Raw genomic sequence first — 21,019 nt, 5'->3', positions numbered from 1 at the left:
TGGGAGGACGGCAACTAATCTGATTGCAGCTTGGCATCGTAAAAACGTTTGATTTTATTATCTGTCTTCCTCTGTGGAATCTTGCATTCCTTCAATATTTTTTGAAAGACTTCTGTACCTTTTGATTGAGAAGGAGCCTCTACTTCCAGCTCGTAGTCTTCCCGATCATAGTAAAGGCTGTGATCGAGAACTACTGTCGTTCCCTCATATTCGAGTTCTTTTCTGCGTGTTGTCAATGAACCGAGGAATTCGAGATCACCCAGGTCAACTCCCAATTCCTGCAACTGTCTGCTCACGTGAGGTTTGTCCATCGGTTTATTTTGTATCCAAAGATTAGCCTCTTCGTCAGTTAAAGTATCATGAGTTTCCAAAAGGCCATCTTCATGAGGTTGTTTTAATGTCAATGTCCATCGGGTATTCTTTTTTCTGATTCGGAGAGCTGATCCTTGCTCCCTCAATTTCAAGTCTGCTGTTTCAAAATAATAATTGGTCTGCTCAAACAACTCAACTGAGTTGAAAGGAAGAAAACGGTGAATCTGATCATACTCTTCCATCATTAACAAATTTTTGTATTCAATTTCAATTTCTTGAGACATGGAAAATCCTCCTTAATAATCGCACCTTGGTGCATCTGAAATTGAGTGAAGGGTAGTTAGGACGCTGATCTCATTTCAGAAACCTGCTGTTTTTATGATACAATGAATGGTAGTGAAAACGCACATATTTACTATATAAGATTGGATACATAAAGGTGGGCGCAGAATGAATTGGGATATTTTTATAGCACCATATGCGCAGGTTGTTGAAGAACTGAAAGTCAAATTGAAGGGGATGCGTCAACAGTTCGAATATGAAATGGAGCAATCCCCGATTGAATTTGTCACAGGAAGGGTAAAACCTAAGTCAAGTATTATTGAAAAGGCTCGCCGAAAAGCGATCAACCCCGAAAATATTGAAAATGAACTGCAGGATATTGCCGGGGTCCGCGTTGTCACACAATTCGTCGATGATATTTACGCAGTCGTCGATATGCTGAAGAACCGTCACGATTTTACGATCGTCGAAGAGAAAGATTATATTACCGAAAAAAAAGACAGTGGATATAGGTCCTACCATGTCATTATCAACTACCCGGTGGAAACGATCCACGGTGAAAAAATCGTTCTGGCAGAAATTCAAATCCGTACACTTGCGATGAATTTCTGGGCGACAAATGAACATTCGTTAAATTATAAATATGCGGGTAAAATACCTAGTGAAATCAAAGCAAGACTGAAGAGTGCAGCCGAGGCCGCATTCCAGCTGGATGAAGAAATGTCTAAAATCAAAAACGAAATACAGGAAGCACAAAAAGTGTTCATGCGCAAAGAGGATCAAAAGAAAGAGCCGAAAGGTACTTAAAGGAGTTGAAAAGCCTTATGAAATTTTCAATATTATCTAAAGGAGATCAAAAATCCAACGAAATCCGCTCCAAAATAAAGAGTTATTTATCGGAGTTCGACTTGGTCTATGATGAAGATGAGCCGGATCTCGCCATCTCTGTTGGAGGGGATGGAACACTCTTGGAGGCTTTTCACACTTATGTCCACCGGCTTGACCAGACAGCATTCATTGGAGTCCATACGGGCCATCTCGGCTTTTACGCTGATTGGATGCCTGACGAATTGGAAAAGCTGATCATTGAAATTGCAAGAACTCCATACCAAGTAGTGGAATATCCGTTGCTTGAAGTGACGATCCGACCAAAAAACGGTGGCGAAGAAGATCGGTATTTAGCTTTGAATGAATGCACGATTAAAACTTCGGAAGGTTCAGTCGTGCTGGATATCGAAATTAAGGGCGATCATTTTGAAACATTCCGTGGAGACGGATTGTGTGTCTCCACTCCTTCTGGAAGCACAGCCTATAACAAAGCTCTCGGTGGAGCTATCCTTCATCCATCGCTTGAGGCTTTTCAAATCGCTGAAATGGCGTCAATCAATAATCGTGTTTTCCGAACTATCGGCTCACCGCTCATTCTGCCGAGTCATCACACATGCTTATTGAAGCCCTTGAATGATCGTAGTTTCCTCTTCACTATCGACCATATTACACGCACGTACAAAGATGTAAAGTCCATTCAATGTCGTGTTGCACGCGAAAAAGTCCGTTTTGCGAGGTTCCGTCCGTTTCCATTTTGGAAACGAGTCCATGATTCCTTCGTTTCAGACGATTACTCAGATTGAAGCTCATGAAGAAAGTTTGGCACGTATCAAAAGAACGTGAAGGGCGTTCAATCAAGAATTTCTTATTGAAGGAAGCCCAATTCTCAAGACAAATCTTTAAACGAGTGAAAAATGATGGGCAGGTGACGGTCAACGGTGAAGACGTGGAATTGTGGAAACCGTTGAAATCCGGCGACGAAGTGACGGTCTTTTTTCCTCTTGAAGAAAGAGGCTCTTACATTCAACCCGAACCTGGACCATTAACCATCGTTTATGAAGATGAAGATTTATTAGTCATAGAAAAGCCGTCTGATATTGCCGTCATTCCTTCAATTGATAAATCACAGCCTTGTATAGCCAACAGGGTTCTCCATCATTACGATAAACAGGGGATCTCATCCACTGTTCATATCATTACGAGGCTCGACCGTAACACTTCCGGGTTAATGGTGATCGCGAAACATGCTTATGGGCATATGTTGTTAACTAGAAAAGAAAAACTGATCGATCGTCACTATAAAGCTCTAGTGCAAGGGCTCCTTGAAACTGATTGTGGAACGGTAGAGGAACCTATCGCACGGGTGGAGGGGTCGATTATCAGACGTACCGTTTCTGAAATCGGCAAGCCTTCAAAGACTTTGTATGAAGTAGAAGAGCGGTATGCAGATTGCACATTGGTTCGTTTGCAGTTGATGACAGGAAGAACCCATCAAATCCGGGTACATATGGCTCACATCGGCCATCCACTCATAGGGGATACCTTGTACGGGGGAATTGAGGCAGCAGAGTTGTCAGGGCAGGCATTGCATTGTTCTTACTTAAAACTGATACACCCTTGGACGAAGAAAGAAATGACTTTCACTTCTGATCCGCCTGCCATATGGGAGAAATACAAATAAAAACAGACCGCCTCGTTTGGGGCGGTCTGTTTTCTTTAGGATATATGCATAATTCGTGCTGATTTTATTTCTACTCAATAACGGAACTTTTCCTCCACAAAAGGCATGGATGAAGAAACGCTGACAATCTCTTCCTCGGGTAGACGAAACGCTGACAATTTACCTCCGAAGACGCAGCCAGTATCGATGTTGACGGTTTTATTGACAAACCGGGGTTCACGTACTGGTGTATGCCCGTAAACAATCCACCGATTCCCCTCATAGTTTTGCGCCCAATCGCGCCTTACAGGGCGGCCGTCAGGTAATGTTTCTCCAGTTATATCGCCATACAAAACAAAGGTGCGTACTTTCTTAGAAACACTACCTATGTCCTTCTCTTTAATTCCTGCATGGGCAACCACAGCATTTACTTCTTCAAGGATATGATAAAGGGGAGAGTCGTCGATCAACTTCATGAAATGATGCCGTACCTCTTTTTGTTCTTTTGATGAAAGCGCCCGATATTCGGCAGTCGTTGTTTCAAGGCCGTGTTTTTCTTTAACAGGGTTTCCAAGAAAAAAACGGTAAAGTTTATCACAATGATTCCCCGGGACATAAAGAGCGTTCTTTTTTTCTATAACCATCTGATAAACAAGACGGATACATCCGATGGAATCAGGACCGCGGTCTGTAATGTCTCCTACAAAGACAGGCATACGCCCTTCAGGGGGTTCGGGAACTCCGTCGTTCCAATCATACCCCAATTTGTTGAAAAGGTTTTTCAGTTCGTCCAGACAGCCGTGGACATCTCCGATAATATCAACGTTCATATCCATTCTCCTTTATGAAAGGTTCATCTATCTTTATGAAAGGCTCTGTTAAAGTCTGTTGTTGATATCTTATACGATTACTAATTAGTCCCCGTCTGGGATTGGGTGTCCGGTCCGTTATATGCTCAAAGCATGGGATGTCAGGGAAAACAGTCCGCTTTCCGCGGGGGGACGCTTGAGCCTCCTCGAACTTCGTTCTCCGGGGTCTGACGATGTACCTTTATCCCACAGGAGGGTCGCCATTCTAAAAGGCCACCTCACACAAATCCCAGGACAGAAAGAGATGATATGAGCTGACATGTGAAATAACAACACCAAGCAATAACAGAGCCTTATGAGTAAGAATGCTCCGAATCAAAAACTACTAAGAAAAGGTGGGGAAGACTGTTTCAAGCTTCCCCACCTTTTTGACTCTTTATTCAAACATGTACGTTCTTGTACGGGATTTGATATTCAGCACAATGCCGATCGCCAATAGGTAGGCGAGAGTCGAACTTCCTCCATAACTTAAGAAAGGAAGAGGAAGACCTGTGATAGGCAGGAGCTGTATGGACATCCCGATATTCTGAAAGACTTGAAAGACAATCATCGCTACGACTCCGACAATCAAGTAACTGCCGAAGGCATCGTTACTTTCCAAGGCAATTTGTATCATCCGGTAAACTAAGAGGAAAAATAACGTGACGACGATGCTTGAACCGACAAAACCGAATTGTTCAGAGATGGCTGTAAAGATCATATCGGTATGCCTTTCAGGCACCATGACCTCAAAATTTCCAGGGCCTTTTCCGGTCAATTGTCCCGAGCCGATCGCTGTAATGGACTTGATCAACTGCAGCCCTGCACTTTGTTCATATTTTTCCGGCTGAAGCCATCCATAAAAGCGGGAATCTACGTGAGCGAATACGGATTCTTCTAAGAACGTAGTGACTTTGGTGAAATTGAAGATGAACATTAAAGCTACGACACCCACAACGAGCAGAATCGATGATAAAATGGAGAGAAGTATTCTCCATTGGATGCCCGATATGAGAATCATGAATCCAGTAATTGAAGCAAGGACTAAAAATGTTCCCAAGTCCGGCTGCACAGCAATCAAAGCCATTGGTATGATAGCAAGGATGACAATCTTAAGTAGAAGCAGCAAATCTGATTTTATCGTTTTTATGGTATTTTTTTCATTGTGCCTGACAATCACATGGGCAAGAGTGATGACTAGGAAGACTTTCATGAATTCAGATGGTTGGATCGTACCAATACCCGGAAACTTGAACCAGCTCCACGCTCCTCCTGAATAATGGACGATGCCGGGAGGAAATTTGAAAAAAATCATAAGGAGCATGGTGACTCCGAATCCGTATATTGCCCAAACGATTTGGTGAAGCCTGTCATAATCAAGGATCATCATAAAACCGGCACCTACAGCACCGATTACATACCAAACAATTTGTTTCATATAAGAGCCTTGTTCAACAGCACCTAAATAAGGATTGATTGTATATAGGGTGTAACAGCTGATAATACCAAATGCGACGACAACGAATATAATTGTAAAATCTATAGGTGAGGTTTGTTTGTAATCATTCATGTTGGGTCCCTTTCTATCGAGCAAACTGATAAACTCCGGTATAATTGTAAGTGTACATGATTCTCTGCATAATTTTAAGTCATGCATTAATGATTTATAAAAAACATCAACATTCGTTGACAAACCCTATATAGAGAATTAAGATTAAACGGTCAAAGACGATATGGACGGCAAGGAGGGTTGCTTATGGAACACTTGGATGACCAGAAGCGACAAGAGGTATGGAGCACTATTGAGGACGCATTGTTAAATGATCATATCGATCAATTTCGTGCTGAATTTTTAGAACTTCACCCTTATGATCAAGCTAGAATTTTTGAAGATTTAGAAGTTGATGTCCGTTTGCAGATCTACACCTATCTCTCTCCTGAAGAAGTGGCTGATGTCATGGAGCATATCGACTATGAAGATATAGAGCCCTTCTTTACTGAAATGGATCCTCGATTTGCAGCCCAGGTCTTTGCAGAAATGTCGACCGATGATGCCGTCGATATTTTGAACGAATTGGATAAAAATAAAGTAGCCAGCTTTTTGACGATCATGGATGACCAGTCTGCAGAAGAAATCAAGGATTTGCTGCACTACGAAGAAAAAACGGCTGGTTCGATCATGACGACAGAATTCGTTGTCGTGACTACCGGTATGACCATCAAAGATGCTATGCTTCATCTAAGAAAAGAAGCCCCTGATGCAGAGACGATTTATTATACGTATGTCATAGATGAAGATAAACGGCTTGTAGGAGTCATCTCTTTACGAGATCTCATTATATCTGAAGACGAATGGCTGATTTCAGATGTAATGAATGAGCGTGTCGTATCGGTCAGCGTAGGGGAAGACCAGGAGGAAGTAGCCCGGATGGTACGAGATTACGACTTCCTCGCATTACCGGTTGTCGATTTTCAAGACCATTTGCTTGGAATTATTACAGTTGATGATATCATGGATGTCATGCAGGAAGAGGCCAGTGATGATTACTCTAAACTTGCTGCCATCTCGGATGTTGATAGTCCGGATGAAAATGCTTTTGCATCTGCAAAAAAACGATTACCATGGCTGATTATCTTATTGTTTTTAGGGAGCTTGACGGCCAGTCTGATTGGCCGGTTTGAAGATACATTAGATAAAGTAGCTATTTTAGCGGTGTTCATTCCTCTCATTGCCGGAATGGCTGGGAATACAGGAACACAGGCGCTCGCCGTGGCTGTACGCGGCATCGCCACTGGAGAAATTGAAAAACAAGGAAAGTGGAAGATGATGTTCAGGGAAGCAGGCACCGGTGTCATTACTGGTGTTTCGTGCGGTATTTTGATTACATTGATCGTGTATTTCTGGCAGGGGAATTTGTTCTTAGGCCTGCTTGTAGGCTTGTCTATTTTAATGACGTTGATTGTCGCGACATTGGCTGGTTCACTTGTCCCATTGATCATGCACCGATTCAATATCGATCCTGCTGTTGCTTCGGGACCGTTCATCACCACGATCAACGACATCATTTCCATTCTGATTTATTTCGGAATGGCAACCGCTTTTATGAACTTACTGATTTGACGGAAGGAGGGCGAGAGTATGGAACACGGTGCATCCGTTACATCACTAGTTATCGTCATTCTCGCAGCATTTATTACTCCAATAATTTTACATCGATTCAAGTTGAACATGATTCCAGTCGTTGTGGCTGAAATCATTGTTGGACTAATCATCGGCCAAAGTGGATTCGACTTGGTCCATCAAGGAAGCTGGCTCGAGACATTATCTACGCTCGGGTTCATTTTCCTGATGTTCTTAAGTGGGTTGGAAATTGATTTTTCCATCTTTGCGAGCCGTAAAAAGAAAGCGAAGCCGGAAAACAAAGGGACAGGGGCACCGAACCCTGTATGGGTGGCGTTGATTGTCTTCAGCGGAATTTTCGTCATATCCCTTGGTCTATCTTACTTATTTGTTTTAGCCGGATTTATCGAAAATGCATTCTTGATGACGCTGATCATTTCTACTGTCTCCCTCGGCGTCGTCGTTCCTACTTTGAAAGACGCCCAAATGATGAAGACGACAATAGGGCAGACGATTTTATTGATTGCTGTCATCGCAGACTTGGTGACGATGATCCTGCTTGCCGTTTTCGTATCTTTATACGGCGAAACCGAAGGGAATACGTGGCTTCTGCTGCTTCTATTCGGAGTCGGGGTGTTGTTGTATTTCATCGGGAAGCAATTCAGACACCAATCATTTGTCGAAACGATGGCCAAAGGGACAATCCAAATCGATACACGAGCAGTTTTCACATTGATTATTGTCCTTGTAGCTCTATCAGAAACGGTCGGCGCAGAAAATATTCTTGGAGCCTTTTTAGCTGGTACACTCGTTTCCCTGTTATCTCCTAACCAGGAAATGGTGAAGCGGCTGGACAGTTTCGGCTACGGCTTTTTGATTCCGATTTTCTTCGTCATGGTCGGTGTTGAAATTAATATATGGGAATTGTTCACGGATACGAGAGTCGTAATCCTGATCCCACTTCTTTTATTTGCTTTACTGATTTCAAAAATCGTTCCTGCTCTGATTTTGCGAAAATGGTATGACATGCGTACTGTCCTGAGTACAGGATTCATTTTGACATCTACGCTTTCCCTCGTCATCGCTGCGGCAACGATCGCTGAAAGAGAAGGCATGATTGATGCCCAAATGGAAGGAGCATTGATTCTCGTAGCCGTGCTCACCTGTTTGATTGCACCAATCGTCTTCAAGAAGATTTATGGACGATTCGAAGATGATGACCATAAAGTCGTCGTATCCTTCATTGGATCGAACAGGATGACGCTTCCAGTTGTGAGAGAATTGGATATTCACGCATATGAGACTCATCTGTATCACACGAAAGTTGATAAAATTGATGATAAAATCAGTCGATCCTGTTTTGATATCAAAGAACTCGACGGGTATGATGTTGAAACGATGAAAGAAATCGGGGTATTTGATGTAGACTTGGTCGTAGCCTCTACAGGGGACGAAGAGAAAAATGCCGAAGTTGCCAAGTTTGCCAAAGAACAGGGTGTCGAGCGGATCATCGCCCGTGTCGAATCTCCGGACTTGGCTGAAGAGCTCAAAGAGTTGAATATCAGTGTATTCTCTGTTTACCTCTCATCGAAAGCACTGCTGAAAGCGATGATCGAGGCTCCGAACGTCGTTGATATTTTGACAAAACAGGACAGCGCATTGTATCAAATCAATATGAACAACTCTGTCTATAATGGAATCCATTTACGGGAGTTCCCTTTTACAGGTGATGTCATCATGGTCCGTATCTTCAGAGGAAAAGATTCAATCGTGCCTCACGGAGATACAGAACTTCTGATGGGTGACCGCCTTATCGTAACTGGATCCAGTGAATATGTTGAAGAGTTGAAGATGGAGCTTGAATATTGTGAGTGGTGTTAAAAGACGAAGGATCCCCCAAGTTTGGGGGATCCTTTTTTAGGCTAATTGTATTTCTGAGGAGGATATAATAAAATAAGAGCAGGTACTAGGAACAAATCATAATTAGGAGGGCATGGAATGAATTTTTCATTAGAAGGACGCACATATGTCATCATGGGTGTAGCCAATAAGCGGAGTATTGCCTGGGGAATCGCTCGCTCCATGCATGCGGCTGGCGCACGATTGATTTTCACCTATGCATCCGAGCGTTTTGAAAAATCGGTAAGAGACTTGGCGGATACGTTAGAAGGCGGTCATGAGTCTTTATTTTATGAATGTGACGTCACCGAGGACGAAGCAATTATCCAAACGTTTGAAAAGATTCAAGAGGATGTAGGCGTCATACATGGGTTGGCCCACTGTATCGCTTATGCTAACCGTGATGAGTTAAAAGATGAATTTTTGAATACAAGTCGCGAAGGATTCTTGACAGCACATAATATCAGCTCCTACTCTTTGACGGCTGTCGCTCGTGCAGCCAAGCCTTTGATGACGGAGGGCGGAAGCATCGTAACTTTGACTTACCTTGGTGGAGAGCAGGTTGTTCAAAACTACAATGTCATGGGAGTCGCCAAAGCGAGTCTGGATGCAAGCATGAAATACTTAGCCAATGACCTTGGGAAACACAATATCCGTGTCAACGCGATTTCAGCCGGGCCGATCCGTACGCTGTCTGCCAAAGGTGTCGGTGACTTCAACCAGATCCTTTCGGTTATTGAAGAGAGAGCTCCATTACGCCGCCCGGTGACTCAAGAAGAAGTCGGGGATACCGCTTATTATTTAATGAGTGACCTTTCGCGTGGAGTGACAGGTGAAGTCATCCACGTCGACTCAGGTTTCAATATCGTTTCTTATTAATCTCAATAAACCGATCTCTGAAAGATTCAGAGATCGGTTTTTATTTTGGAAGGGCTTGTGTACTCCACCCCTGTTTGAAAGCTTATACCCAACCTTTTGAAAAGACGATTTTGAAAGTTTGATAGGAAGAAAAACAGAATATATATAGGGATAAATCGGAAACCTTGATAGGTTGTTGAGATTTATGTACATGGTTGGAGACTTGGGCATATACATAGAATGATGAACCATTAATAAAGGAGAGATCTGTTATGGCTGATAAAAAACGGATAGCTAGAGAACCGATGCTGTATATCGCTCAACCTAAATTCAAACAGGCAGAAGTTCATATGCAGACGAGTTTCCGTACCCAACGTCCTTCATCTCAGGTTTCCGCATCAGGAGACTCTTCCCTGCATGAAAAAGAACTCCGGATAAGAAACCAAGAGGCCCATTCTACTGAAAACGTAGCAGTTGAAGACAAGGAAATAATTAATGAGGATACTTCCAATACTGATGAAACCAAACCCCAGAACAAATCATCACGAGATCGCAGAAGAAGGTTCCATGAATTGACTTTGGAGGGAAAGGTGAATTATTTCTTTGAGTTATCTCCACATGTACCTAAGATGAAGTGTGAAGTAACCACAAAGGATGAGAGTCAGTTGAGAGGTTATGTAACGAAATATGAAGAAGGAATCGTCCATATGAAGGTATTTCAAAGACCATTTGAACGTGAGGTTCCTTTTGAAACCATTAAAGACATACGCCTCATCGGATTTTAAACATATAAAAAACCGCGCTACTGAGGCGCGGTTTTTTAGGTTTACAATGTTGCCGCCGCAGGTAAGCAAGTCACATGGCAGAAGCAATCCAGGTCGACTGTGATGCATATTCCTGATGCCCTCAGGTTTCTGCAGTTTTGTTGAGCAGGAGATTTAGGGTCAAACCGGTGGTGGTGACACTCGCTGCTCGAAGATGATTCTTCCTCTTCTTCAAGAACATGTGGTCGATTGCTGAATAGCAATTCAAGAATTGCACAGCCATCATCATCCACAGATTTTACTCGGAAGTAGAAGCTGCCTTTTACATTACAATGGTCGCCTCTTTTTGTGCCGTAGCCTTTAAATGGACTTCCATCTTTGTTGTAAAGGATTACTGGGACCGTATCAAACCCTGATCCTCCACCTGTATCTCCGAGAAGGTCGGCAATAGACTGTTCACAACTCGTCAAACAGTCATGGAGTACATCATTCTGAGCATCGACGATATCTTTAAGAATATCGATCACACAGGAGCCCGTATCGAATTTTTTACCACAACTCATTTATATTTTCCCCTTTCCATACGAATTGACGTATTGTCTTTAATAGAATATGTAAGTGACCTATGTCGGTGTGGGCATATGTCTGTTTTCTAATAATCGATAAGTATTTCAACCCGTGTAGGCGGATGACTATACCTGTGCGGAAGTTTGACCATAGATTAACAATGAACTTTAAGAAGGAGATGAATCTTATGTCTGAGAGAAAAAGAGTCATCCGGGTGAATGACCTCTTCATTGAAGCAGATAACGTGTTCATAGAGCCTAGACGCAGGGGGCGAGATGACAGAGATAGTCGTGTAGATCCATTCTTCGGTGGTCTACGTCACCGGAGGGACGATGATGTTGCAGGAGCAGAAGAAAGCAGCTCCAGTAGCTCCAGCAGTTCAAGAGGTCGCCATGGTGACGAATCGTCAGACCGTCGCAGAGGATTTTCTTGGTTTTAAGAAATCATGATTCAGTCAGGCCACTACAAGAAAAAGTAGTGGCTTTTTCTCTAGGGGGAGATCAAGTTGCCTACGATTACCTGGTTAGAATTATTGATTCTTGGCTTAGCCAGTTTTCGTTTTACACGATTAATTGTGAAAGACCTTATTATGGAATGGTTAAGAAAGCCATTTATTAAAACAAAAGTAGAACTCAATGATAAAGGGGAACAAGAGCAGTGGCTCGAACCGACAGGGTGGATTGGGGAAGGTCTCAGTTGTCATTGGTGTGTTGGAGTGTGGTCTGCAGGCATTATGATTTTTCTGTACATTTTTGTCCCTTTTGGGAGTTTACTCGTTCTTCTTTTAGCAGTTGCCGGATTGCAATCCTTGCTCTTTGGTGGAAGCGACCGTTATTTATGAGGCGGAACGACAAAGGCTTACACCAAATCCTGAAGGAGATTTTTGAAGAAACGTCGAAAATGAATGGAATTATACAAAAGCCTGAAAATAAATTCACCGCTTGGGAAAAGGATTTTCAAAAATGGGATCACAGTTTTACTAAGCGAATGGCAGGAATGGAGAAGTTTTTGAATAAGCAAATGACTAAGGTGGAGCGTTTCTTTGAGTGAGGTGTAGAAAGCTTGTGAAGTATATATATCGAAGAAAGCGGGTATAAGTCAATAAAGGAGGAGTGGACGATGGGCTATATTCTGCCGTTTAACCACTATCAATATGATGATTATAAGAACAGGACTATTCAGACAGAGCGCTCTCCTTTTATACTTGATGAAATTCACAAAGTGGAATTGAAAACCAAGCTGGAAGAACGTAAAGCATACCAAAACAAAACTGGAGAGTCAGATGAACCATCAAAACTGAACCTTGGAAAGAAACAAATGCAGAGTCATTCCAGTATGGCAGAAAAAATATACTCCCAAATTACAGGAAAAGGGAAGCATTTCAGCGAAACCATATAAAACGAGGGAGTGTTGGGATGTCTTTCCAAAATATCAAAGAAGATTGTTTTTACTATCATAGTTCAGTGAACATCGGGTATGTAAAAGAGGGGACAACCGGCCTGTTGATTGATGCAGGACTCGATCGCTCTTCCATTAAAAAGGTGCTCAGGGAGCTCGAAATTCGGGAGCTTCCATTGACGCACCTTTTTATTACGCATGCCCATGCCGACCATTATGGGGGAGCGCGGCACATCCAGGAAACCTACTCTGTACATACAATGGCTCCTCCATTTGAAGAAGCCATTTTACGTAACCCGTTGCTTGAACCTCTTTATTTATTTGGAGGAAACGATCCAGTGGAAGAGCTGGATAATAAATTTCTACTTGGAGAAGCCGTACATATCGATGAAGTTGTTGAAGAAGGAAAGGTTTCAATAGGATCTATGGAAGCGGAAGTATTTGTCCTACCAGGCCATAGTTATCAACAAGCTGCCTTATTGATCAATGGAATTTTGTACGCTGGAGATAGTTATTTCAGTAATGAAACGTTAACAAAACATAAAATCCCATACATTACGGATGCCACAAAAACAGTGAATAGTTTAAAAAGGCTGTTGAGTATCGATCATGAGGGTGCGGTACCCGGTCATGGGATTTTTGAGTCTGATCCTACTGAAACCATAAACCAGAACATCACTTATCATACAAGTTTAATGGATTGGCTTGAGGTTTACTTATCCAATTATTCGGAGGGGGTTTCTCATGAACAAGTGGTCTCCGATATGTGTCAAGCATACAATGTCCAAGCTTCTGGACTCGGCCATTGGCTGCTTTATCGTACGGCAGTGACTGCCTATTTGTTGGGATTAAAAAAAGACCAACATGTTTACGACAAGATTGCCGATTTTCGTTGGACTTTTTTTCCATCACCTAAAAATTGAGAATATAAAGCTCGGTGTCTCCATGTTTATATTCTGCGAATAAGACTTCTTTAGGATCTTTTACATTTTGGAGTTGGAGTTGTTGATTCAGCCAATTTTCGCTCAGCCCTGCCTCTTCAAGGTTGTCCCACAAAACTTCTCCATCTGTAATTAGAGTAGTCGGGAGAGGTACAGGTGCCGGGGGCAGGTTCAGGTCTAGTTGCGTAACGGATTGATACGGTGTTTTTTTCAAAACGGATATCGTTCCATCGGTTTCAAGGATAGCATATTCAACTTCCCGCATGGAAAATACATCTTTCGATCGAAGCAAGTGCTGCAATTGATTTATATCAAGGTTGTTTTTCTTCAACTGATTCCTGTCAATTTTACCTTTATGAATGACGAGAGATGGATGACCTTCCAAAAGGTTCCGCGTCCCCTTGAATTTTTCCGTAATGATTTCTGTTACATAAATAAGGACACTCCATACGAAGACAGCAAAGCCGATTTGAAGTATTCCTACTTCATCATCGTATAAGGCGTTTCCGACCAGTTCTCCTAGAACTAGAGCAGCAATAAAGTCGAAGGCCGTAATTTGGGTGATTTGAGTTTTTCCTAAAACTTTGGTCATGACAAATAGAGCTGCGAATCCGAATAGGGATTCTATAGTAATATCAACAAAATTCATGGTTCTCACCCTCAGTCAGACGTCTATATCTAATTCTAGACAACTGAGCGGAAATTTAAACAAAAGGCTCTGTTAAAGTTTAGTTGAGAGACCTGGGGTGGATGAGGCTTATAAAAAAGAATCATTTTCCGTGACCTGACAATAGATTTTCACAGAGGCTAATAAAAAAGCCGCCTTCTTTTGTCAAGAAGACAGCTGGTGAATCATAGTGATTTGGTCATCGTTACATGCGGGATGCCTGCGTCCAAGAATTCTTCAGAAACTGTGACATATCCCAAGGACTCATAAAACTTTTCCGCTTGGATCTGGGCATTCAATTTCGTTTTATTGAACCCTTCGTTCCGGACGATGGACTCCATGAAGAGAATCATTTCTTTTCCGTATGAACGTCCCCGACAGTTTTTTTTGACACATATGCGTTCCAGCTTTCCGTATCCTTCCACAAATCTGAGACGTCCGGCGGCAACAGGTTTATCATTTTCATAGCCGACCAGGTGAATGGAGTGATCATCATATGCGTCTATTTCTATCTCTTCCGGCACATTCTGTTCATCAATAAAGACGACCCTTCGTACATGGAAGGCGTCGTCTTTTTCTTTTTGTGAAGTGACTCTGTGAAGCTCGATCATGTTTACTTTCCACCTAGACGGAAAGTTTCATAAACGCTCCAAGCTCCATTTTCAAGTTGGTAGAGAAGCTGGAATCTGTCCACTTTGTCCTGGATGTCGAATTTGAGCATGCGTAAGCTTCCGTATACATCAGAAAACTCTTCGTCTGACAGCTTTTGTGCAATCGTGATGTGTGGAACAAAGGCAAAGTCTTTTTCACCAGGCATTTTTTCAGAGTGCAGTTTTTCGTTCAAATCGAAGATTTCCTCTGACGGATCGATTTTCAAATAAATCGTGTTGGTCACCGGTGAAAATGAGCTGACTTTATACATTCCATAAGAAAAAGGCTGGGTATTTTCAGCAATTGAATGCAGTTCCGGGATGATTTTGCTTTCAATCTCCTCTTCATCAGCTTCGAAGGCTTCTTTCAAAGTTATGTGTGGCGGTATCAATGCATAGTGCGGGTCATAACGCTTTCGATATGAATTGGCCACGTCCTGTACTTTTTTTGATGGAAACACTGCTATACCGTATCTCATTGGACAAACCCCTCCTGTTTCTTTTTCTAAATGTCTTTACTTTCCAAACATCGTTAAAAGAGCACGCTTGAAATCTTTCTGCCATGAACCCCATGTATGATCCCCATCCAGTTCATGAAAAGTATAGGCAAGCGGCTGGCGATTCAAATAATCCCGTAACTCGCGATTGGGCTGAAGGAAATTCTTCCTTTCGCCTTTCGTCGCTTCGACATCATACTCCTGATTACCAATTGTATGGTAAATCGTCAAAGAGGATAAATCTTTTGCGGACTCTACGACTTCCATGACATGTTGGTCTACATAAGGACTCTGCATGATGACATTGCCGAAAATGTTCGGGAATTTGACAGCTGTCATCAAAGCCAGACTTCCTGCTAAAGAATCCCCGACAAGTGTACGGCCTCTTCCCATACAATATCCTGGAAGCTCCTCATCCAGGAACGGAACGACTTCACGGATCAGGAAGTTCACATAATCCGCTTGTTTCTTTCCATCTGGATGGTACTTATCGAGTCGATCATACTTATCATTATAATGAATGCCGATAAAAATCGTATTTTCAATTTCCTGGTCGGCGTGAAGCTCATCACTTAATGTAGCTGCACGTCCCATTTGGAAATAATCATTTCCATCTTGCATAATACAGAAATGGTACTTATACAATGGAGAGAAATTCTTCGGCGTATACACTCTTAATTTCATGGTTTCATCTAAGTATCGACTGTCTATGTTATATTCCTTCATGGATCCATCTCTACCCATCATCGACCACCTCCTAACACGCAAGGAAGTTCATTAACAAAATTCCCGCTGTTCTAATTCCATAAACATAACATATATAGTTTACCATAGAATTGTGCAAAAAGTGGAACAGATATTCGTTGGAAGAATAATGAACGAGAAAAAAAGAGAATTTTACATGGTTTTTAGAAATTACTTAAAATCTGTTGACACTTTTTTTGATCCGTTGTATATTATTACTTGTCAGCAAGAAATTGCGACAACATCTTACATATGATTCCGTAGCTCAGCTGGGAGAGCGCCACCTTGACAGGGTGGAGGTCGTTGGTTCGAGCCCAATCGGAATCATCCATACAAAGTGCCGAAATGGCGCGGTTTCCTATCCAGAAGGAGGCCGCGTCATTTCTTTTTTTTTTGAACTTTTTTAGTCCTTTTGTCGCTGAAGATATGTAAATTGGAAGTCAGAAAGGACAGCTTCGTATTTTAATCAGATTATAATATCCCAATGTAATTTGGGCCTGTCATTATAAACGTAAAAATAAATGAAACGGGTAGGCCTTCTTCAGCCTTGCCGTTTCATTTTTGGATAAATTTGAAATTGGTTTTATAGAGAGTTTATGGATTGATATCTATATTCTTTATCGAGACTGGTGTTTTTCTGCATATAAAACCTGTGAGGATTCCGCTTTCCAAACCTGATCTTTAGTCGTCAACGAAGTATGGAAAGGACTATGAGAAGTAAAGCCAATATTACTTCAATGATTCCTACGTCAGGTTCCGGTCTGCTGCTTTTTAAATAGGGCTTCTTCATTTAGGCTTAGTTAATTAAGGAGTGTCTGCCTCAAGGATATCTTCCATTTTGAATTGAAGCAGCATCTGTGTTTTCAGTGCTGTTTTCAGTGTCTTATTTACCGAGTTATTGATCTCTAATAATTCTTCAATGTTGGTTACAGGTGGAAGATCAGATTCTGGCAATGTACCGATGACGGCCTGGATCTTTTCTGCTTCCGCGTTGATGACGTGAGCTAAACCGAGTTCTTCGAATGCAATAGAGGCCAAGAGTAAATTGACTACATCGTCTCTGTTGATGTCAATATTAGGTGTTACGTTTGGAATATTAGGGAACGACATTAAAACCACTCCTTGAATTTTTTTGATACAAGAACATCATATTCAAGAAGTTGAGAGGGGTACTTTGTACTACCTTGTATTACTTTAAATCTTGAATGATTTTTTCTAATTTCGATAAATCTTTTCCTTTAAAATTTTCGGCCACTACCTCAGGGGTATCCTCTTCATCTTTCAGGTATATACAAAGGAGTTCCCTTCCCTGTTCATACGTTGGAGCGATTAGTAATGCATTCATAATCGAGATGATGCTGTCTTCTCGTTTTTTCAGCTCTTTCTGGCAGAGGCTGATATAGTACCAGGCTTGAAATGAACCGACACCTTTCAAGACCAAGTAATCCATGTTCTCTTCTCCGAGCTCAAGGCAATGGTGAAAACATTTCATTGCTTCTTCATAATCCTTCAAGTAATACAAAATCACACCTTTATAAAAATGCAGATCGACAAAATCAGGATAGAGATTAATGACTTTATCAATTCCTTGGGAGGCTTCTTGAAGTCTCCCCATTGTTATCAAAGTGGAGTATTTCAATTTATAAACCATGGATGGTGGAAGGAAGTCTTCCAGAAGAAAAGATAAAATGGATAAATTGACCCTCTGTAAGGCCTGGGGGTACTGTTTATGGTTGTAGTGTTCTAACGCGATGTAATAGTGGGCAAAGTGAACGTTTTCTCCGTCCTTGATTTGTTGCTCCAACATAAGCATATTTCTTTTCGATTTTTCTTTATTTTTGACAAATTCATCAAGGTATCCATAATGATGAACTTTGACCGGTAATTCACCGATGCGTTCCTTTAGAATTTGATCGAGTACGAGGCGTTCATGCATTTTATTTATGAATTTAATCCCGTTATTTCTGAAAAGTCTGGTATGAGCGATATTTGTAGAGTGATTTTTATCCGCGTAATTGCCATAATAGTTGATCAGGTGGATGTTGATTGCGTCATAATCCTCGAAGGGTTTTTCCTCAAGCAGTTGATGTTGATCGTCTCTATCCAGTTCTTCATCAGCATCGAGCCATAATATCCAGTCTCCAGATGCTTGTTGAACAGCATGGTTCCTTGCATCTGCAAAACTTCCGTTCCATTCAAATTTAAAAGTTTTGGCTTGAAAGGAACGACAGATTTCTATGGTTTTATCGGTGGAACCCGTATCTACAATAATGATTTCATCAACAACGTTCTTTACACTTTTCAAACATTGGGCAATACAATTTTCTTCGTTCTTTACAATCATACACAAAGACAGTTTAGATGTTCTCATCGTTTTCCTCTCCTTCTTAGTATTTAATTCAACATTAGAAGGAATTCAGTTTGGAGCAGAATTCCAACAAACCTTTAAGAGGAAGTTGAACTCGAAAAGACCTCAGGTGCTTCTGAGGTCTTTCATGTTCAGCTCTTCTCCTTAAAGTAATCTTCACCTCTTCCACTAAACGACATGACTGAAGGTGATGTCTGAAGTTCATAAATATTCCAGGGTACTGCTGATTATTTTATGAGAACAATAGTCATTTAATGCCGAATGGTCAGCTCGGTGAGATTATCCATGAATGGGTGGGATCACTACACATATAAGGATAGTCAAACGACTGATCCAGAGTAATAAATGATTAAAGGTATAAATAAGATAATAATTATGCAGGAGCAGAAAATTATCAAGAAATAAATATTGGATTTGGAGGAGAGTTACACAAAACTTCAATTTTATATTGTGGTTGGGTTGGACGTGGAAATCTAGCTGATAATTATATGTGTCAGGTATTTCAGGCGTTAAGTAATGAGATCGTTGGGGGTGGTCTTAGAGGTGACTGTGTGGAATACTGAAACGATTCGGCATAGGAACATCATCTGCATCATGGAATACAAGAAATATCCCGTCTGAAGATTGGATTCCTTGGTTCTTTGCGTTTGATTTTCCTGGTTGCTTTTATTTGATGTATCTTCCTCCATGGATTCTGATACTTTTTGTCATACCATATGATATCTATGTATCGACCATTCTATATTACGTATTGCTTGTCTAGAATAGAACCTTTGAATAAGGTGTTCATTTTCATGCTTCTATAGATTTATGAAAGGGTATTCTTCTAAAGAAATCTCTATGTTATATCAAAACATTTAGGTTTATTAAAAGCCTTTCAAAGATGGCGGGTGAACTTAGGTGGAATTTATGCCGTCATAGGGGGGAAATCTAGTGCCTGAGAAAAAGTTCAAAGTTTTATTAGATATTTTGGAAGAAATTGAGAAACTGCAGCCTGAATCTATCTTAGATATTGGAACAAGCTTTGGGGATTACGGAAGACTATTGAAAGAAATTATATGTAATAACCAGAATCAACTTTCCAGGGTGGAAGGAGTGGAGATCAACAATAAAGCGATCGATCCATTGCATCAACATGCTTATCATTCAGTATATGAGGGTGAATTACACCACTGTATGGAAGGGAAGGGGAGTTATGATGTCGTTTTGATGCTGAACGTGCTGGAACATGTAAAAAAAGAAGAAGGGATAGGGGTGGTCGAATATCTATTAACCCGAACGAAGAAAGCACTGATTTTATCTACTCCTTTGTATCCGGAAACCAAAAAAGTGGATTTTACGAATGAGCCAAATTTGAGCCGCTGGTATCAATTGGATTTTTGTGAGTTCGATTTTGATTATAAATTAGTCCGGACAGGAAGAAATGGCCATCAGATTTTTGTATTATACCCTTCCGAAAAAAAGGAAGGGAAAGGGGAGGTGAAACATGTATTACCGGACAAAATCGCAGACCGTGAACGTTTAACGATTGGATATTTTCTCCCGCATAAAAACTTGACCGGTGGAATGAAAATGCTTTTGCAGCAAATGATTCACCTGAGGAGAAGAGGACATAAGATCATCGCATTTTATAGAAGTGACAAAGACAAAAGCGCTCTGCCTTCCTGGATGAAGGTTGAGGTGGATGAGAATATCGTAATTCCGGAAAATCAATCTTATCTGCCACAACTATCAAAGTGTGACGTAGGAGTGGTGGGGTGGTTTTCTAATATGGAGGAGTTTTCTAATGCAGGCATCCCGATGGTTTATTGGGAGCAGGGACATGAATTCTTATTCGGTGAAAACCTTAACAAGACTATACGTGGATATTTGAACCATTTTTATAAGCAACCTGTATCATTAGCCAGTGTATCCCCTGTTATAGCTGAAATTCTCCGGGCAAGGTTCGGGAGGGAATCTGACGTAATTACAAATGGTGTCGATACGGAGTTTTACTATCCTGCTTCTCCCCCTGATACAAACACTATTTTGTTAGTAGGGAACCCGAATCTTTTGTTCAAAGGATTCGATGTTGCGATCCAGACGCTTGTACGGGTCTGGCGTTCAGGACATAGGTTCAAAGTGAGGTGGGCGTGTCAATCGATGCCATCCCTTGGTAATGTACCTTTCCCTTTCCCTATTGATTATGTGGTCATGCCTGAACAGGAAGAATTGGCAAAGTGTTATAGGGAAGCAGACATCTTTTTGTTCACGTCCTGGTATGAAGGGTTTGGAATGCCGCCTCTTGAAGCAATGGCTTCTGGAGTTCCTGTCGTAACGACAGCGTGTGGAGGAGTGGAGGTATATGCGGAAAATGAAAAAAATGCTCTACTTGCAGATCCCGGCGATGTAGAGAAACTAAAAGATCATATCATTTTCCTCTTGAAAGATAAAAAAGCGAGAAATTATTATTCCAAAAAAGGAAGAGAAACAGCCTTGGCGTTTTCGTTCACTGAAGCTAGCAAGAATCTAGAAGATTACCTGTTTAAACTTGTTGCAGGAGAGGAACCAAGTTAGCTCTAAATAATATAGCATCATTAATGAAAGAAGAAGGAGGTATCGAGATTAGCGATTCT

Annotated in this window: 24 protein-coding genes and 1 tRNA gene; 14 read left to right on the top strand and 11 right to left on the bottom strand. The window is 41.4% G+C overall.

What is annotated here, in order from left to right; genetic code table 11:
• Window positions 1-14: 14 nt before the first annotated feature.
• Entirely contained in the window at window positions 15-596 is a 582-nt protein-coding gene (locus tag LCL89_RS06950; protein WP_224809080.1) for a CYTH domain-containing protein, read from the bottom strand.
• 166 nt (window positions 597-762) lie between these two features.
• On the opposite strand from LCL89_RS06950, the gene LCL89_RS06945 reads away from it, so the two are divergent.
• Genes LCL89_RS06945 through LCL89_RS06935 form a run of 3 tightly spaced genes read left to right on the top strand, consistent with a single transcriptional unit; the run spans window position 763 to window position 3,103 of the window.
• Window positions 763-1,401, top strand: a complete 639-nt coding sequence (locus LCL89_RS06945; protein WP_197315449.1) for a GTP pyrophosphokinase — start codon at window positions 763-765, stop codon at window positions 1,399-1,401.
• Between the two features lie 17 nt (window positions 1,402-1,418).
• Window positions 1,419-2,225, top strand: a complete 807-nt coding sequence (locus LCL89_RS06940; RefSeq protein WP_197315450.1) for an NAD kinase — start codon at window positions 1,419-1,421, stop codon at window positions 2,223-2,225.
• A gap of 5 nt (window positions 2,226-2,230) precedes the next feature.
• On the top strand, window positions 2,231-3,103 hold the full coding sequence (locus LCL89_RS06935; protein ID WP_224809073.1) for an RluA family pseudouridine synthase: 873 nt from the start codon (window positions 2,231-2,233) through the stop codon (window positions 3,101-3,103).
• Window positions 3,104-3,177: 74 nt separating this feature from the next.
• Here the strand turns inward: LCL89_RS06935 and prpE are convergent, their stop codons facing one another.
• Window positions 3,178-3,912: a bis(5'-nucleosyl)-tetraphosphatase PrpE gene (prpE, locus tag LCL89_RS06930; protein WP_224809071.1), complete on the bottom strand. Its 735-nt coding sequence runs from the start codon at window positions 3,910-3,912 to the stop codon at window positions 3,178-3,180.
• 415 nt (window positions 3,913-4,327) lie between these two features.
• Complete coding sequence (locus LCL89_RS06925; protein WP_224809069.1) at window positions 4,328-5,500, bottom strand: FtsW/RodA/SpoVE family cell cycle protein; 1,173 nt, start codon at window positions 5,498-5,500, stop codon at window positions 4,328-4,330.
• A 186-nt stretch (window positions 5,501-5,686) separates the two neighbouring features.
• Here LCL89_RS06925 and mgtE point away from each other — a divergent pair, with 186 nt between their 5' ends.
• From mgtE to LCL89_RS06905, 4 genes are all read left to right on the top strand, one after another.
• Entirely contained in the window at window positions 5,687-7,051 is a 1,365-nt protein-coding gene (gene mgtE / locus LCL89_RS06920; protein ID WP_224809067.1) for a magnesium transporter, read from the top strand.
• 18 nt (window positions 7,052-7,069) lie between these two features.
• Entirely contained in the window at window positions 7,070-8,932 is a 1,863-nt protein-coding gene (locus tag LCL89_RS06915) for a monovalent cation:proton antiporter family protein (protein ID WP_197315455.1), read from the top strand.
• 117 nt (window positions 8,933-9,049) lie between these two features.
• Window positions 9,050-9,829 (top strand): enoyl-ACP reductase FabI, encoded by a 780-nt coding sequence (gene fabI, locus LCL89_RS06910; RefSeq protein ID WP_197315456.1) that lies wholly within the window; start codon window positions 9,050-9,052, stop codon window positions 9,827-9,829.
• A gap of 251 nt (window positions 9,830-10,080) precedes the next feature.
• The gene (locus LCL89_RS06905; protein WP_224809065.1) at window positions 10,081-10,593 is read left to right on the top strand and encodes a CotO family spore coat protein; all 513 of its coding nucleotides are present in this window, start codon (window positions 10,081-10,083) and stop codon (window positions 10,591-10,593) included.
• Between the two features lie 41 nt (window positions 10,594-10,634).
• Here LCL89_RS06905 and LCL89_RS06900 read toward each other — a convergent pair whose 3' ends face one another.
• The gene (locus LCL89_RS06900) at window positions 10,635-11,135 is read right to left on the bottom strand and encodes a CotY/CotZ family spore coat protein (protein ID WP_224809063.1); all 501 of its coding nucleotides are present in this window, start codon (window positions 11,133-11,135) and stop codon (window positions 10,635-10,637) included.
• 191 nt (window positions 11,136-11,326) lie between these two features.
• On the opposite strand from LCL89_RS06900, the gene LCL89_RS06895 reads away from it, so the two are divergent.
• From LCL89_RS06895 to LCL89_RS06875, 5 genes are all read left to right on the top strand, one after another.
• Window positions 11,327-11,578, top strand: a complete 252-nt coding sequence (locus tag LCL89_RS06895) for a hypothetical protein (RefSeq protein WP_224809061.1) — start codon at window positions 11,327-11,329, stop codon at window positions 11,576-11,578.
• Window positions 11,579-11,644: 66 nt separating this feature from the next.
• Window positions 11,645-11,980, top strand: coding sequence for a DUF1360 domain-containing protein (locus tag LCL89_RS06890; RefSeq protein WP_224809060.1), 336 nt, complete (start codon window positions 11,645-11,647; stop codon window positions 11,978-11,980).
• 59 nt (window positions 11,981-12,039) lie between these two features.
• Window positions 12,040-12,189 carry a hypothetical protein gene (locus LCL89_RS06885; protein ID WP_224809058.1) on the top strand — a complete coding sequence of 50 codons (150 nt, stop codon included), beginning with the start codon at window positions 12,040-12,042 and terminating at the stop codon, window positions 12,187-12,189.
• Window positions 12,190-12,258: 69 nt separating this feature from the next.
• Window positions 12,259-12,537, top strand: coding sequence for a hypothetical protein (locus tag LCL89_RS06880; protein WP_224809056.1), 279 nt, complete (start codon window positions 12,259-12,261; stop codon window positions 12,535-12,537).
• Between the two features lie 17 nt (window positions 12,538-12,554).
• Complete coding sequence (locus LCL89_RS06875; RefSeq protein WP_224809054.1) at window positions 12,555-13,460, top strand: MBL fold metallo-hydrolase; 906 nt, start codon at window positions 12,555-12,557, stop codon at window positions 13,458-13,460.
• Here LCL89_RS06875 and LCL89_RS06870 read toward each other — a convergent pair.
• From LCL89_RS06870 to LCL89_RS06855, 4 genes are all read right to left on the bottom strand, one after another.
• Complete coding sequence (locus LCL89_RS06870; RefSeq protein WP_224809052.1) at window positions 13,450-14,127, bottom strand: YetF domain-containing protein; 678 nt, start codon at window positions 14,125-14,127, stop codon at window positions 13,450-13,452. The genes LCL89_RS06875 and LCL89_RS06870 overlap by 11 nt on opposite strands.
• A 203-nt stretch (window positions 14,128-14,330) precedes the next feature.
• Window positions 14,331-14,756 carry a GNAT family N-acetyltransferase gene (locus tag LCL89_RS06865; RefSeq protein WP_224809050.1) on the bottom strand — a complete coding sequence of 142 codons (426 nt, stop codon included), beginning with the start codon at window positions 14,754-14,756 and terminating at the stop codon, window positions 14,331-14,333.
• 2 nt (window positions 14,757-14,758) lie between these two features.
• Complete coding sequence (locus tag LCL89_RS06860; RefSeq protein WP_197315466.1) at window positions 14,759-15,274, bottom strand: YjcG family protein; 516 nt, start codon at window positions 15,272-15,274, stop codon at window positions 14,759-14,761.
• Window positions 15,275-15,310: 36 nt separating this feature from the next.
• The gene (locus LCL89_RS06855; RefSeq protein WP_224809608.1) at window positions 15,311-16,036 is read right to left on the bottom strand and encodes an alpha/beta hydrolase; all 726 of its coding nucleotides are present in this window, start codon (window positions 16,034-16,036) and stop codon (window positions 15,311-15,313) included.
• A 254-nt stretch (window positions 16,037-16,290) separates the two neighbouring features.
• Between LCL89_RS06855 and LCL89_RS06850 the strand changes: the two genes are divergently transcribed.
• A tRNA-Val gene (locus LCL89_RS06850) sits at window positions 16,291-16,363 on the top strand.
• A 477-nt stretch (window positions 16,364-16,840) separates the two neighbouring features.
• Here the strand turns inward: LCL89_RS06850 and LCL89_RS06845 are convergent.
• From LCL89_RS06845 to LCL89_RS16900, 3 genes are all read right to left on the bottom strand, one after another.
• Window positions 16,841-17,146 carry a hypothetical protein gene (locus LCL89_RS06845; RefSeq protein WP_224809048.1) on the bottom strand — a complete coding sequence of 102 codons (306 nt, stop codon included), beginning with the start codon at window positions 17,144-17,146 and terminating at the stop codon, window positions 16,841-16,843.
• Between the two features lie 79 nt (window positions 17,147-17,225).
• On the bottom strand, window positions 17,226-18,407 hold the full coding sequence (locus LCL89_RS06840) for a glycosyltransferase family 2 protein (RefSeq protein ID WP_224809046.1): 1,182 nt from the start codon (window positions 18,405-18,407) through the stop codon (window positions 17,226-17,228).
• Between the two features lie 506 nt (window positions 18,408-18,913).
• Complete coding sequence (locus tag LCL89_RS16900) at window positions 18,914-19,093, bottom strand: hypothetical protein (RefSeq protein ID WP_263620638.1); 180 nt, start codon at window positions 19,091-19,093, stop codon at window positions 18,914-18,916.
• A 244-nt stretch (window positions 19,094-19,337) separates the two neighbouring features.
• Between LCL89_RS16900 and LCL89_RS16830 the strand changes: the two genes are divergently transcribed.
• Complete coding sequence (locus tag LCL89_RS16830; RefSeq protein ID WP_224809044.1) at window positions 19,338-20,960, top strand: glycosyltransferase; 1,623 nt, start codon at window positions 19,338-19,340, stop codon at window positions 20,958-20,960.
• Window positions 20,961-21,019 lie beyond the last annotated feature (59 nt).

It is taken from the genome of Halobacillus yeomjeoni (assembly GCF_020171525.1).
Lineage (GTDB): Bacteria > Bacillota > Bacilli > Bacillales > Halobacillaceae > Halobacillus > Halobacillus yeomjeoni.
The sequence above is the reverse complement of the archived record's forward strand: the minus strand, read 5'-3'. Positions and strand labels throughout refer to the sequence as shown.